This window comes from Luteimonas sp. MC1782, from assembly GCF_014164605.1.
Taxonomy (GTDB): Bacteria; Pseudomonadota; Gammaproteobacteria; order Xanthomonadales; family Xanthomonadaceae; genus Luteimonas.
On record NZ_JACJFT010000002.1, the window covers coordinates 509,179 to 522,366 of the forward strand.

The window sequence follows — 13,188 nt, forward strand, 5'->3', positions numbered from 1 at the left end:
GCGCAGTGTCGCCGCGGATCAGCGCAGGCTGAAGCCGTGGCGCGCGAAGATCGCCCGCGCCGGCGGCGTGTGCAGCCAGCGCACGAACGCCGCGGCATGCGGGTGACGGCTGGCCGCGACGCGCGCCACCGGATACACGATCGGCGGATGCAAGGCGGCCGGAAAGGTGGCGAGCACGCGCACGCGTGGTTCGACGCGCGCATCGCTGGCGTACACCACGCCCAGTGGTGCTTCGCCACGCGCCACCAGCATCAGCGCCGCGCGCACGTTCACGGTGCCGGCCACGCGCGGCTGCAGCGCGTCCCACATGCCGAGCGACTGGAAGGCGGCGCGCGCGTACTTGCCGGCGGGCACGCTGTCCGGCAGGCCCAGCGCGATGCGGCCGCGTTCACCGAGCAACGGCAGCAGGTCGCTGCCCCGCCCCAGCGTGACGGGGCGTGCGGCGCCGCGCGCCGGCGCGATGAGCACCAGCGCGTTGCCCAGCAACGCACTGCGCGAGGTGGTGTCGACCAGGCCCTGTGCCTGCAGCACGTCCATCCAGTCGAGGTCGGCGGAGACGAACACGTCCGCCGGCGCGCCCCGTGCGATCTGCCGCGCCAGCGCCGGGCTGGCGGCGTAGGACACGCGGACCGGTTGCCCGGTCGCGCGCCGGTAGGCGTTGGCGGCGTCGTCCATCGACTCCTGCAGGCTGGACGCCGCAAACACGGTGAGCGGCATGGCCACCGCGTCGCCGGCGCGCGCGCTGGCCGCTGGCCAGCACGCGGCGAGCGCCAGCAGGGCAAGCACGCGGGCAGCGACGCGGGGCGTCATGCCGCTACAGCGCGTCCGTGGCCGCGACCACGCAGCTCCAGGTGCCGCTGCCCGCATGGTGGAACGGGTGGACGCGCGGTGCGGCGATCGTGTTCACGGTACGGGCGTCGGATCCACCGCAGGCACCACGGCGGGGCTCGCCCCGGGCAGCGCCCCGGGCACCGCGACCGGCGGCGCCAGCGCATGGTTCAGCATTGCCGCGAGCCGCGCGCCGGCCTTGCGCAGGCGCTCTTCGACGATCGGCAGGCGCGCGTCGAGGAAGGTGTCGCCGAGCACGCGCCGGCCCTCCGGCGGGTAGACATCGCCGGCTTCGATGATGCGGCAGGATTCCAGCGCCCAGTCGAGCGCGGGCGTCTGCGACTGCAGTGTCGGGTCCTGCGCCAGCGGCGCGCGTGCCAGCAGCTCCGCCGCGTAGGCGCGGGACTTCAGGCCGCGGCGCTCGAGGATCGTCCCGTCCCAGATGCGGTGCAGGTTGCTGCCGTCGCCCTTGTAGTTGACCTGGTGGCGGTTGCCGCCGGCGTCGTCGCGCAGGCCGGCGTGCAGCGGCTGGTGCGCATCGCCGACGAAATGCACGAGGAACTTCAGCGCATCGCGGCGCTCGCCGTCCGCGCGGCCGTGCTGCGCGAGAAGCAGGTAATTGCGGTTGATGGCGCCGATCACGCAGTCGTTGCCCGCGCAGTCGGTCGCCGCGTCGAACGCACAGCGGCCCTGGAAGTTCACGAAATGCCAGCGCGCACTCGCCTTGGCGGCTTCCGGGTCGGTGTCGCGGAGTTCGTCGGCCCAGGCGGCGATGCCGGCCAGTGTCGGATCGGCCTCGCCCTCGAGCAGGCGGTCGACCTCGACGCGCGCGGCCGGGCTGAGCCCGGCCTCGGCGATGCGGGCCACGATGCGGTGGCCCTCGGCGCTCCAGGCCAGCGCGTCGCCGGGGGCGAACGCGGCGGCGAAGGTGAGCAGTGCAGCGAAGAAAGGCAGGCGGGACGGGATGTGCGGGCGCATGCCGCGATTCTAGCGCGCGCCCGCCGCCACCCGCCCGCCGGTCAGAAGCGCATGACGTAGGCGGCGCCGTACACCAGCGGGTCGATGTTGGCGGTGCCGAGCTTGGCACCATCCAGCGTCACGTCGCTGTCGATGTCCATCCAGCGCACGTCGACGCGGATCGAACCCTTTTCGCCGACCTTGAAGTCCAGGCCTGCGTGCAGCGCGAGGCCCCACGAATCGTCGAGTTCGAGCTTGCTGCCGGCGAGCGCCCCGCGGGCGTCCTCGCTGAAGAAAGTGGTGTAGTTCACGCCCACGCCCAGCAGCGGCGAGACCTTGCCCTGGCCGTTGAAGTGGTACTGCAGGCTGACCGTCGGCGGCAGGTGCTTGGTGCTGCCCACGCGGCCCAGGCCGCTGATGGCGATGTCGTGCTGGAACGGCAGTGCGGCGAGCACTTCGAGGCCCAGGTTGTCGCGCACGAAATACTCCACCGCGATGGTCGGGCGCGTACTCGAGCCGATGTCCAGCGGCAGGGTGCCGGCAGCCAGCTTGCCGTTGTCGGAATCCGGGTTGACCTGGTGCGCGCCGAGCGCGACGGTCCAGTCGCCGGTGGATTGCGCGAGGGCCGCGGGGGCGGCGATTGCGCCACAAAGGGCCAGCGCGACCAGCGGAATTGTCTTGAAACGCATCGTGTGAACCTCGTCATGGGGGTGGATGCGTCCATGGTGCGTTGCGGCAGCGGATGTCACATTGACCTCGGTCAAGGCGGTCTTCGTGGCCGCGGGCTGCTAAAATCACGGGTTCGCGAGTTCCATCCACCCAGCGCCGCGCCGCGCGCGGCCGATCGGAGTCAGCATTCCCATGGCGATCAAGGTAGGCATCAACGGTTTCGGCCGCATCGGGCGCAACGTCCTGCGTTCGGCGCTGGAGAATTTCGGCGGCGACATCGAGATCGTCGCCATCAACGACCTGCTCGAGCCGGACTACCTGGCCTACATGCTGCAGTACGACTCGGTGCACGGCCGCTTCCAGGGCGAGGTGTCGGTGGACGGCGACACGCTGGTGGTCAACGGCAAGCGCATCCGCCTGACCCAGGAGCGCGATCCGGCCAACCTGAAGTGGGGCGAGGTGGGTGCCGACGTGGTCATCGAGTCCACCGGGCTGTTCCTGACCAAGGAATCCGCGCAGAAGCACATCGACGCGGGCGCGAAGAAGGTGATCCTGTCGGCGCCGTCGAAGGACGACACGCCGATGTTCGTGTTTGGCGTGAACGACGCCAAGTACGCCGGCGAGGCGATCATCTCCAACGCCTCCTGCACCACCAACTGCCTGGCGCCGATCGCCAAGGTCATGCACGACAAGTGGGGCATCAAGCGCGGCCTGATGACCACTGTGCATGCCGCCACCGCCAGCCAGAAGGTGGTTGATGGTCCTAGCAACAAGGACTGGCGCGGTGGCCGCGGCATCCTCGAGAACATCATTCCGTCGTCCACCGGTGCGGCCAAGGCGGTCGGCGTGGTCATCCCCGAGCTCAACAAGAAGCTCACCGGCATGAGCTTCCGGGTGCCGACCTCCGACGTGTCGGTGGTCGACCTGGTGGTCGAGCTGGAGAAGCCTGCGACGTACGCCGAGATCTGCGCGGAAATGAAGGCGCAGAGCGAAGGCGCGCTGAAGGGCATCCTCGGCTACACCGAGGACAAGGTGGTCGCCACCGACTTCCGCGGCGACACCCGCACCTCGATCTTCGACGCCGAGGCCGGCATCGCGCTTGACGACACCTTCGTCAAGCTGGTGGCCTGGTACGACAACGAGTGGGGCTATTCGAACAAGTGCCTGGAAATGGTGCGGGTGGTCGCGGCGAAGTAAGCCGCACCGATCACGCGTCCCACCTGAAGCCCCGCACAACGCGGGGCTTCCTGTTTCCGGCGCCGGCCGCTCAGGCGAGCTTGCGCAGCGCCTCGGCGAAGGCGTCCGGCGTCTGCGCACCCTGGATGCCGTGGTGGCCGTCGATGACGAAGGTCGGCACCGCACGGATGCCCAGCGCCTGCGCCTGGCCGATGCCGGCGCGCACCTCGGCAAGCCCCTCGTCGGACGCGAGCAGCGCATGGACCCGGGCTGCGTCGAGGCCGTCGCCGCCGGCGGCAACCAGTACGTCCGGATCGGCGAGGTTGCGGCCCTCGGCGAAATGGGCGCGGAACAGGGCTTCGACGACCGCATCCTGGTTGCCCTCGCGGCCGGCGAGCCAGATGAGGCGATGCGCCGGCAGGGTGGTCACGCGCACCTGGCCACGGCTGAAGTCCATCGGCAGGCCTTCGGCGCGCGCGGCGGTCTGCGTCTGCGCGAGCAGCGCCGCGGCGCGCTCGGCGCCGCCGAACTTGGCGGCGTAGGCCTCGCGCAGCGGCACCGGAGTGGCATCGGCATCGGGATCGAGCAGGTAGGGATGCCAGCGAACCTCGACGCCCGGGGCGTCATCGCCAAGCAGCGCCAGCGCACGCTGGAACCGGTGCTTGCCGATCCAGCACCAGGGACAGACCACGTCGGACCAGATGTCGATGCGCATTGCCATCACCTCGTCTTGGGATCGCGCCGCAGGCGCGTTTGGCTGGCACGGTCGTGCCAGGTGAGGCGGTCGCGGTCGATCCACGCCCACCAGAAGCCGCATCCCGCCGCCAGCAGCGACAGCGTGCCCACCGCATAGCGGAGCCACAGCGCCTGCCATGCTGGGGTGCCGCCGCTTTCCGCGACCACGCGCAGCCGCCAGGGACGCATGCCGAGCGTCTGCCCGCCGCGCTTCCAGCTGACCGTGGCGTAGGCGCCGGCGGCCAGCCAGCAGGCCAGCCACAACAGCCACTGCAGCAGGCTGAAGGGCGGGATGTTCTCGCGCGCGTCGTGGCCCGCCAGCATGTAGCCGTACGCGAACAGCGCCGACAGCGCGAACCACAGCGCCAGCGCCGGCCACAGGTCGTAGAACAGCGCCAACAGGCGCCAGCCGACCAGGGCATGCGGGCGCGAGGGCGTGGTGGCCGCAGCGTGTGCGGCGGCGGTGCGGGAAGCATCGGAAGGCATCGCCACAGGATAGCCGGCGCATCGCGGCGGCGGCTAAGCTGGTGGCGATGACCGCGTCGACACCCGCCGAACGCCGCAGGCGCAGCATGCGCCTGCCGCCCCTGCACGACGCCGATGCGCGTGCGATCGCGGCATTCCTCGACGCCTGGTGGGCCGGCTCCGGCGCCGCGCGACAGACGCTGGACGCCTACCGCCGCGACCTGGAAGGCTTCGCCCGCTGGCGCGACCGCGGCGACCTCGCCAGCGCAGACCGCGCCGGCCTGTTCGACTACCTCGCCTGGCGCACCCGCGAGGGCTGGTCGCCGCGCAGCAACGCGCGCCTGCTGTCGGCCTTGCGCGGGTTCTACGGTTGGCGGCTGCTGCAGGGCCTGCGCGACGACGATCCGACCGCACTGCTGGATCCGCCACGGCTGCCACGGCTGTTGCCCAAGGCGCTGTCGGAGTCCGAGGTCGACCGCCTGCTTGAGGTGCCCGACATCGACGCCGCCGCCGGCCTGCGTGACCGCGCGATGCTGGAACTGATGTACGCCTGCGGCCTGCGCGTCAGCGAACTGGTCAACCTGCCGGCCACCGCCGTCAACCTGCGCCAGGGCGTGCTGCGAGTGCTGGGCAAGGGCGGCAAGGAGCGCCTGGTGCCACTGGGCGAGGAGGCCCAGCACTGGCTGCAGCGCTATCTGGCCACCGCCCGCCCGCAGCTCGCCGGTCGCCTTGCCCCCGCGGCGCTGTTCATCACCGCGGGCGGGGAAGCACCGTCCCGGCAGGCGTTCTGGGCGCTGGTGAAGCGGCATGCCGGCGCCGCGGGCATCGATCCGGCGCGCGTCAGTCCGCATGGCCTGCGCCACAGCTTCGCCACCCACCTGTTGAACCGCGGCGCCGACCTGCGCGCGCTGCAGATGCTGCTCGGCCACAGCTCGCTGTCGACCACCCAGATCTACACCCTGGTCGCGCGCGAGCAGCTCAAGCGCCTGCACGCCCGCCACCACCCCCGCGCCTGAGTCGCGTCTGAGCCATGGCGCCGGGCGCTGGCCTCGCGCGTCGGCACGCATGCGAGAATGCCGCCTCACGCGCCCGCCCCGAGCCCCGATGGCGCCCTCCTGCCGAGACCGCGAATGAAGTTCCTGCTGCCCCTGATGCTCTGTGCCGTCAGCCTCACCGCCTGTGCCGAGTCGCCGGCGCCCGGCTCCGGCGATGCGGGCGCGGCCGCCACCGAAGCGCCCGCGGCCGGCCAGGTTCCGAAGGTGGAAGCCGGCACCGCCGACGAGCGCGCGGTGGCCGCCATCCAGACCATCAACCCGCGGGTGCGCATCGACCACGTCGGCGCGGCGCCGCTGCCGGGCTTTCGCGAACTCATCGTCGGCGGCCAGGTGATCTACGTCAGCGATGACGGCCGCTACCTGCTGCAGGGCGCGCTGTTCGACGTCAAGGAGCAGAAGGACCTGAGCCAGGGCGGCCTGGCCACCGTGCGCCGTGACCTGCTGAAGACCATCCCGGCCAAGGACCGCATCATCTTCGCCGCCGACAAGCCGGACTACACGGTGGCGGTGTTCACCGACGTCGAATGCGGCTACTGCCGCAGGCTCCACCAGGACATCGCCGAGTACAACAAGCGCGGCATCTCCATCGAGTACCTGGCGTTCCCGCGCATGGGCCCGGCCAGCGAGGACTTCAAGAAGATGGTTTCGGTCTGGTGCGCCCCGGACCGCCGCCAGGCGCTGACCGATGCCAAGGCGGACAAGCGCGTGCCCACGCGCGACTGCACCAATCCGGTCGCGATGCACTACGACATCGGCCAGCGCGTCGGCCTGACCGGCACGCCGATGATCGTCACCGCCGAGGGCATGCAGATGCCCGGCTACATGCCGCCGGACGCGCTGCGCGCGGCGCTGGACAAGCTGGCCGCCGAGGCTGCGGGCCTCTGAGCCCGGAGGCCGGTCACCGGCGGGGCGCCCGCGGGCGCCCGGCTTCGCTACAATGACCGGCCCGTTCCACGGTCAATCCCGGACATGATCGTCCTCGAGGGCCTGCCGGCCCTGTCGCCGTTCCGGCGTGAACGCCTCCAGGCCCGCCTGCAGGCCATTGCCCCCGCCGTCCGCGTCACCGGCGCCTGGCACGTCTATTGGGTCGAGCCCGTCGCGGGCGCCACGCCCGACCGCGCCATCCTGCATCGCATCCTCGAAGCCGGAGACGGCACTGCCGACGCCACTGCGGATGCCACCAGCCGCTACGTGGCACCGCGCCTGGGCACCATTTCGCCCTGGGCCAGCAAGGCCGGCGAACTGCTGCGCGACGTCGGCCAGCCGGTGCGCCGGGTGGAGCGCGGCACGCGCATCGACATCGCCGGCTGGCCCTCCGATCCCGTGGCCGCGCGCGCGCTGGCCCGCGTCCTGCACGACCCGATGACGCAGTCGCTGCTCGACAGCCACGACCAGGCCGCGGCGCTGTTCACCGCGCCGGCCCGCGGCAGCGTCGAAGTCATCCCGCTGGCCACGCTCGAGGACGCCAACCAGCGCCTCGGCCTGGCGCTGGCCGAGGACGAGATCGCCTACCTGCGCGAACGCTACACCGCGCTCGGCCGCGACCCGCACGACGTCGAGCTGATGATGTTCGCGCAGGCCAATTCCGAGCACTGCCGGCACAAGATCTTCAACGCCAGCTGGACCATCGACGGCCAGGACATGCGCATCGATGGCGGCGCGGCCAACGGCGGCGCGCAGACGCTGTTCAAGATGATCCGCCACACCCACGCGCAGACCCCGCAGCACACGCTGTCGGCGTACAGCGACAACGCCGCCGTGGTGGAAGGCTATCCGGCACAGCGCTTCCGCCCGGATCCCGGGACCGGGCGCTACCGCGCCGAGCCGCTGCGCGATTCGGCGTTCTGCATCAAGGTCGAGACCCACAACCATCCCACCGCGATCTCGCCGTTCGCGGGCGCCTCCACCGGCGCCGGCGGCGAGATCCGCGACGAGGGCGCCACCGGCCGCGGCGGCAAGCCCAAGGCCGGGCTGGCCGGCTTCAGCGTCTCGCACCTGCGCATCCCGTCGCTGCCGCAGCCCTGGGAGCAGCCGCGTGAACTCAATCCGCGCATGGCTTCGGCGCTCGAGATCATGACCGAGGGTCCGTTGGGCGCGGCGGCGTTCAACAACGAGTTCGGCCGGCCCAACCTCACCGGCTATTTCCGCAGTTTCGAGCTGGCGGAGGGCGATGGCCTGGTGCGCGCCTACGACAAGCCGATCATGCTTGCCGGCGGGCTGGGCGCGATCGACCGCGTCCAGGTGGCCAAGCGCCGGCTCGCCCCGGGCGATGCCGTGGTGGTGCTGGGCGGGCCATCGATGCTGATCGGCCTCGGCGGCGGCGCCGCGAGTTCGGTGGCCTCCGGCGAAAGCGCGGAAGACCTCGATTTCGCCAGCGTGCAGCGCGACAACCCGGAGATGGAGCGCCGCTGCCAGGACGTCATCGACCGCTGCGTCGCGCTCGGCGAGGACGGCAATCCGATCAAGTGGTGCCACGACGTCGGCGCCGGTGGCCTGTCGAACGCCATCCCCGAGCTGCTGCACGATTCCGGCGTGGGCGGGGTGATCGACCTCGACCGCGTGCCGAGCGACGACCCCTCGCTGTCGCCGATGCAGCTGTGGTGCAACGAATCGCAGGAGCGCTACGTGCTCGGCATCGCGCCGGACGCGATAGAGGCGTTTGCCGCCATCTGCGAGCGCGAGCGCTGTCCGTTCACCGTGGTTGGTCACGCCACGCAAGAGGAGCGCCTGGTGGTGGGGTATGGCGCATCCCCATCCGCGCCCGCCGGAAACGCCACGCACGCCATCGACCTGCCGATGGACCTGATCTTCGGCAAGACGCCCAAGATGCATCGCGACACCGCGCGCACCGCCGGCGCGCGCTGGCCACAGCTCAACGCGCGTGCGTTGGCCGCGGGCCAGACGCCCGGCGAGGCGCTGCGCCAGGCCGGCCTGCGCGTGCTCGCGCATCCCACCGTTGCCGCCAAGCAGTTCCTGGTCACCATCGGCGACCGCAGCGTCGGCGGGCTCACCGCGCGTGACCAGATGATCGGCCCCTGGCAGCTGCCGCTGGCCGACTGCGCCATCACCCTGGCCGGATTCCACGGCCACGCGGGCGAGGCCATGGCGATCGGCGAGCGCACGCCGCTGGCGCTGATCGATGCCGCCGCCAGCGCGCGCATGGCCGTCGGCGAGGCGATCACCAACCTCTGCGCCGCGCCGGTCGAGTCGCTGGCGCGCACCAAGCTCTCGGCCAACTGGATGGCCGCCGCCGGGCATCCAGGCGAGGACGCGCGCCTGTATGACGCCGTGCACGCCGTGGGCATGGAGCTGTGCCCGGACATCGAGCTTTCGATCCCGGTCGGCAAGGACTCGCTGTCGATGCAGGCGCAGTGGCAGGCCGACGGCGAGACCCGTCGGACGGTGTCGCCGGTGTCGCTGGTGGTCACCGCGTTCGCGCCGGTGGCCGACGTGCGCCGGCAGCTCACGCCGCTGCTCTCGCGCGAGCCGGGCACCGAGCTGTGGCTGATCGGGTTGGGCGCGGGCAAGCAGCGCATGGGCGGTTCGATCCTGGCGCAGTGCCACGACGCCTTCGGCGGTGCCTGCCCGGATCTCGACGACCCGCAGCGCCTGCGCGAGTTCTTCGAACTGATCCGTGCCGCGCGCGAAGCCGGCCTGCTGCACGCCTACCACGACCGCTCCGACGGCGGCGTTTTCGCCACCCTCTGCGAAATGGCGTTCTGCTCGCGCGTCGGCCTCGACATCGATCTCGATGCCTGGGGCGACGACCGCACCGAGGACGTGTTCCGCACGCTGTTCAACGAGGAGCTGGGCGCGGTCGTGCAGATCGCCGCGGACCACCGCGTCGAGTTCGCCGACCTGGTCGCGCGCCATGGCCTGGTCGAATGCGCGCAGCGCATCGCGCGCCCGACCACCGCGTCCGCGGTGCGCGTGCTGGCCGATGGCGAAGTGCTGGCCGAGTGGAAGTGGGAAGAGCTCATCGAGGCCTGGTGGTCGGTGAGCCACGCCATGCAGCGCCAGCGCGACAATCCCGAATCCGCCGACGCCGAGCGCGAGGCCACGCTGCGCTTCGACGCGCCGGGCCTGCAGCCGAAGCTCGGCTTCGATCCCGTGCAGGACATCGCCGCGCCGTACATCACCACCGGTGCCGCGCCGCGCGTGGCGATCCTGCGCGAGCAGGGCGTCAACGGCCAGGTGGAGATGGCGGCCGCGTTCTCCCTGGCCGGCTTCGACGCGATCGACGTGCACATGAGCGACCTGGTCGAAGGCCGCGCCACGCTTGCCGATTTCGCCGGCTTCGCGGCCTGTGGCGGCTTCAGCTACGGCGACGTGCTGGGTGCCGGCCGCGGCTGGGCCACGTCGATCATGGAACGCGACACGCTGCGCGACATGTTCGAGCGCTTCTTCGCGCGCGGCGACAGCTTCGCGCTGGGCGTGTGCAATGGCTGCCAGATGCTGTCGCAGCTCAAGGACATCGTGCCGGGCGCCACGCACTGGCCGCGCTTTTTGCGCAACCGCAGCGAGCAGTTCGAGGCGCGCCTGTCGATGCTGGAAGTGGTCGAGTCACCGTCGCTGTTCCTGCGCGGCATGGCCGGCTCGCGGATCCCGGTGGTGGTGTCGCACGGTGAAGGACGCGCGGAATTCGCGGGCTCCGACGCCCAGTCGGCCGCGCGCGTCGCGCTGCGCTACGTCGACGGCGATGGCCGTCCGGCCATCGCGTATCCCGCCAACCCGAACGGCTCGGATGCCGCCGTCGCCGGACTCACCAGCGACGACGGCCGGGTGACGCTGATGATGCCGCACCCCGAACGCACGCTTGCCACGGCCAACTTCAGCTGGGCGCCGGCCGCGTGGCCTGGCGCATCGCCGTGGCTCAGGATGTTCCGCAACGCGCGGGCGGCGATCGGCTGACCGTCGCCCGCGGATCGCACGGCGTCAGGGCGCGGGCGCCAGGAACTCCTGGCCGACGGCCCTGATGCCGGTGCCGGGAGGCAGGGCGCAGCTGATCGCCGGGTACGTGAAGTTCTCGCCTTCGTTCTCGGCGCTCGACCAGACCAGTTCCGCGATCGGCTGGTTGGCGGCCAGCTCCACCGACTTGGGACGGTAGAGCGGATCCGTCATACCATTCCGGCCGTCGACGAGGGTGCAGTTCACCGTGGCCGGACTGCTGGAATTGTTGACCAGGGCGACGAACACGATCGCGCTTGACGCCTGGCCGTAGAACTTGCCCTCCATGCCACAGGTGACGAACGTGGTGGTGCCGCCTTCGTTCTGGACCGCGAGCGGGCGCTTGCGGACCACGCCGTCGAACACCGGCAGGGCGGTCTGGCAGGCGCCCGCGGCCATGGTGATGCGCGAATCCGGAGCCGGCAGGGTTCCGGCGTGGGCCGCGGTGGGCAGGGCGAGCATGGTCGCCAGGAGGAGCATCGTCTTCGTCATGTGTGGTATCCCGTTGCAGGAAAGGTGGGCGTGGCGAGAGCCATGCACTGCGTGCAAACGGGAGATCGGGCGTGGTCCGGCCACTGCGCACCGGCAACCGAAACCATGGGGAGCCGTCTGCTAAAGTCGGCCACCGCATGCAATCCCTCCGGAACACGTGAACAGCACCGTCACGATCCCCGCATCCGCCGACGAGCAGATCGTCACTGTCCTGCTCGAAAAAAGCCGACTGAAAGACGCCGATCTCGCGCGCGCCCGGCGCCTGCAGGACGAGACCGGCGGCAGCCTGCTGTCGCTGCTCACCCGGCTGGGCCTGGTGTCGGAGCGCGACCACGCCGAGGCGTGTTCGGTCGTGCTGGGCCTGCCGCTGGCCAGCGCCAAGGACCTGCCGGAACTGCCACCCGAGGGCGTGGCGCTCACCGCGCGCTTCATGAAGCAGTTCCACGTGGTGCCGGTGGCGGAGGGCGATGGCTACGTCGACGTGCTCGCCGCCGATCCGCAGGAGCCGTATGCGCTCGACGCCGTGCGCCTGGCGACCGGCAAGGACGTGCGCGCAAGTATCGCGCTGCGCTCGGAGATCGCCGACCTGGTGGAGCGCTGGTACGGCCAGGGCCGCAGCGCGATGGGCGCGATCATCGAGACCGCGGAGGGTGATGGCGGCGACATGGATGACGTCGAGCACCTGCGCGACCTCGCCAGCGAGGCGCCGGTGATCCGTCTGGTGAACCTGGTGATTCAGCGCGCGGTCGAGCTGCGTGCGTCCGACATCCACGTCGAGCCGTTCGAGAACCGGCTCAAGGTGCGCTACCGCGTCGACGGCGTGCTGGAGGAGGGTGAAAGCCCGCCGACCAACCTCACCGCGGCGGTGATCAGCCGCATCAAGATCATGGCCAAGCTCAACATCGCCGAGCGCCGCCTGCCGCAGGACGGCCGGATCATGCTGCGCGTGCAGGGCAAGGAACTCGACCTGCGCGTCAGCACCGTGCCCACCGCGCACGGCGAGAGCGTGGTGATGCGCCTGCTGGACCGCGAGACGGTGGTGTTCGACTTCCACAAGCTCGGCTTCACCGACAACTTCCTGCCGCAGTTCGAGGCCGTGCTGCAGCAGCCGCACGGCATCCTGCTGGTCACCGGGCCCACCGGTTCCGGTAAGACCACGACGCTGTACACGGCGCTTTCCAAGCTCAACACCGCCGACGTCAAGATCATCACCGTCGAGGACCCGGTCGAATACCAGATCGAGGGCATCAATCAGATCCAGGCCAAGCCGCAGATCGGGCTGGACTTCTCGCACGCGCTGCGTTCGATCGTGCGCCAGGACCCGGACATCATCATGATCGGCGAGATGCGCGACCTCGAGACCGCGCGCATCGCCATCCAGTCGGCGCTCACCGGGCATCTCGTGCTGTCGACGCTGCACACCAACAACGCCGCCGGCGGCATCACCCGCATGCTGGACATGGGCGTCGAGGATTACCTGCTCACCTCGACCATCAACGGCATCCTCGCGCAGCGCCTGGTGCGCCGCCTGGAGCCGACGCACGCCGAGCGCTACCCGGCGTCGCCCGAGGAAATCGACAAGTTCGCGCTGCGCAAGTACCAGCCAGAGGGCGAGATCTTCCTGTACCGTCCGCGCGCCTCGGCCATCGCGCCCACCGGTTACCTCGGCCGCACCACCATCATGGAATTCCTGGTGATGAACGACGCGCTGCGGCGCGCGGTCATGCGCCATGCCGGCATGGGCGAGATCGAGCAGTTGGCCCGCGAGGGCGGCATGCGCACCATGTACGAGGACGGCATCATCAAGGCGATGGCCGGCATGACCACCATCGAGGAAGTGCTGCGGGTCACCGAGGACGCCTGA

At 70.8% G+C, this 13,188-nt stretch carries 11 protein-coding genes; 5 read left to right on the top strand and 6 right to left on the bottom strand.

Going from position 1 to position 13,188, the window contains the following annotated elements; genetic code table 11:
• Positions 1-18 precede the first annotated feature (18 nt).
• The 3 genes from modA to H5368_RS11805 all read right to left on the bottom strand — a co-directional run bounded on the left by modA (position 19) and on the right by H5368_RS11805 (position 2,474).
• Positions 19-810, bottom strand: a complete 792-nt coding sequence (gene modA, locus H5368_RS11795) for a molybdate ABC transporter substrate-binding protein (protein WP_182824824.1) — start codon at positions 808-810, stop codon at positions 19-21.
• A gap of 93 nt (positions 811-903) precedes the next feature.
• On the bottom strand, positions 904-1,806 hold the full coding sequence (locus tag H5368_RS11800; RefSeq protein ID WP_182824826.1) for a S1/P1 nuclease: 903 nt from the start codon (positions 1,804-1,806) through the stop codon (positions 904-906).
• A 41-nt stretch (positions 1,807-1,847) separates the two neighbouring features.
• Positions 1,848-2,474: an OmpW family outer membrane protein gene (locus H5368_RS11805; protein WP_182824828.1), complete on the bottom strand. Its 627-nt coding sequence runs from the start codon at positions 2,472-2,474 to the stop codon at positions 1,848-1,850.
• A gap of 172 nt (positions 2,475-2,646) precedes the next feature.
• Between H5368_RS11805 and gap the strand changes: the two genes are divergently transcribed.
• Positions 2,647-3,651 carry a type I glyceraldehyde-3-phosphate dehydrogenase gene (gene gap, locus H5368_RS11810; RefSeq protein ID WP_182824830.1) on the top strand — a complete coding sequence of 335 codons (1,005 nt, stop codon included), beginning with the start codon at positions 2,647-2,649 and terminating at the stop codon, positions 3,649-3,651.
• Positions 3,652-3,721: 70 nt separating this feature from the next.
• Here gap and H5368_RS11815 read toward each other — a convergent pair whose 3' ends face one another.
• Together H5368_RS11815 and H5368_RS11820 are read right to left on the bottom strand one after the other, a co-directional pair.
• Complete coding sequence (locus H5368_RS11815) at positions 3,722-4,345, bottom strand: DsbA family oxidoreductase (RefSeq protein WP_182824832.1); 624 nt, start codon at positions 4,343-4,345, stop codon at positions 3,722-3,724.
• A 5-nt stretch (positions 4,346-4,350) separates the two neighbouring features.
• The gene (locus H5368_RS11820) at positions 4,351-4,851 is read right to left on the bottom strand and encodes an RDD family protein (protein WP_182824834.1); all 501 of its coding nucleotides are present in this window, start codon (positions 4,849-4,851) and stop codon (positions 4,351-4,353) included.
• A 47-nt stretch (positions 4,852-4,898) separates the two neighbouring features.
• Between H5368_RS11820 and xerD the strand changes: the two genes are divergently transcribed.
• The 3 genes from xerD (at position 4,899) to purL (ending at position 10,796) form a co-directional block, all read left to right on the top strand.
• Positions 4,899-5,846: a site-specific tyrosine recombinase XerD gene (gene xerD, locus H5368_RS11825; protein ID WP_182824836.1), complete on the top strand. Its 948-nt coding sequence runs from the start codon at positions 4,899-4,901 to the stop codon at positions 5,844-5,846.
• A 114-nt stretch (positions 5,847-5,960) separates the two neighbouring features.
• Positions 5,961-6,770, top strand: coding sequence for a DsbC family protein (locus H5368_RS11830; protein WP_182824838.1), 810 nt, complete (start codon positions 5,961-5,963; stop codon positions 6,768-6,770).
• Between the two features lie 84 nt (positions 6,771-6,854).
• A complete protein-coding gene (gene purL / locus H5368_RS11835) occupies positions 6,855-10,796 on the top strand; it encodes a phosphoribosylformylglycinamidine synthase (protein ID WP_182824840.1) in 3,942 nt (1,313 codons plus the stop codon).
• Positions 10,797-10,820: 24 nt separating this feature from the next.
• On the opposite strand, the gene H5368_RS11840 is transcribed toward purL, so the two are convergent.
• The gene (locus H5368_RS11840) at positions 10,821-11,324 is read right to left on the bottom strand and encodes a hypothetical protein (protein WP_182824843.1); all 504 of its coding nucleotides are present in this window, start codon (positions 11,322-11,324) and stop codon (positions 10,821-10,823) included.
• A gap of 157 nt (positions 11,325-11,481) precedes the next feature.
• On the opposite strand from H5368_RS11840, the gene gspE reads away from it, so the two are divergent.
• The gene (gene gspE, locus H5368_RS11845; RefSeq protein WP_182824846.1) at positions 11,482-13,188 is read left to right on the top strand and encodes a type II secretion system ATPase GspE; all 1,707 of its coding nucleotides are present in this window, start codon (positions 11,482-11,484) and stop codon (positions 13,186-13,188) included.

What these genes read in the sequence shown, in the direction of transcription:
- modA (WP_182824824.1), bottom strand. Translation starts at nt 810, where the DNA reads ATGACGCCCCGCGTCGCTGCCCGCGTGCTTGCCCTGCTGGCGCTCGCC.
- H5368_RS11800 (WP_182824826.1), bottom strand. Translation starts at nt 1,806, where the DNA reads ATGCGCCCGCACATCCCGTCCCGCCTGCCTTTCTTCGCTGCACTGCTC.
- H5368_RS11805 (WP_182824828.1), bottom strand. Translation starts at nt 2,474, where the DNA reads ATGCGTTTCAAGACAATTCCGCTGGTCGCGCTGGCCCTTTGTGGCGCA.
- gap (WP_182824830.1), top strand. Translation starts at nt 2,647, where the DNA reads ATGGCGATCAAGGTAGGCATCAACGGTTTCGGCCGCATCGGGCGCAAC.
- H5368_RS11815 (WP_182824832.1), bottom strand. Translation starts at nt 4,345, where the DNA reads ATGCGCATCGACATCTGGTCCGACGTGGTCTGTCCCTGGTGCTGGATC.
- H5368_RS11820 (WP_182824834.1), bottom strand. Translation starts at nt 4,851, where the DNA reads ATGCCTTCCGATGCTTCCCGCACCGCCGCCGCACACGCTGCGGCCACC.
- xerD (WP_182824836.1), top strand. Translation starts at nt 4,899, where the DNA reads ATGACCGCGTCGACACCCGCCGAACGCCGCAGGCGCAGCATGCGCCTG.
- H5368_RS11830 (WP_182824838.1), top strand. Translation starts at nt 5,961, where the DNA reads ATGAAGTTCCTGCTGCCCCTGATGCTCTGTGCCGTCAGCCTCACCGCC.
- purL (WP_182824840.1), top strand. Translation starts at nt 6,855, where the DNA reads ATGATCGTCCTCGAGGGCCTGCCGGCCCTGTCGCCGTTCCGGCGTGAA.
- H5368_RS11840 (WP_182824843.1), bottom strand. Translation starts at nt 11,324, where the DNA reads ATGACGAAGACGATGCTCCTCCTGGCGACCATGCTCGCCCTGCCCACC.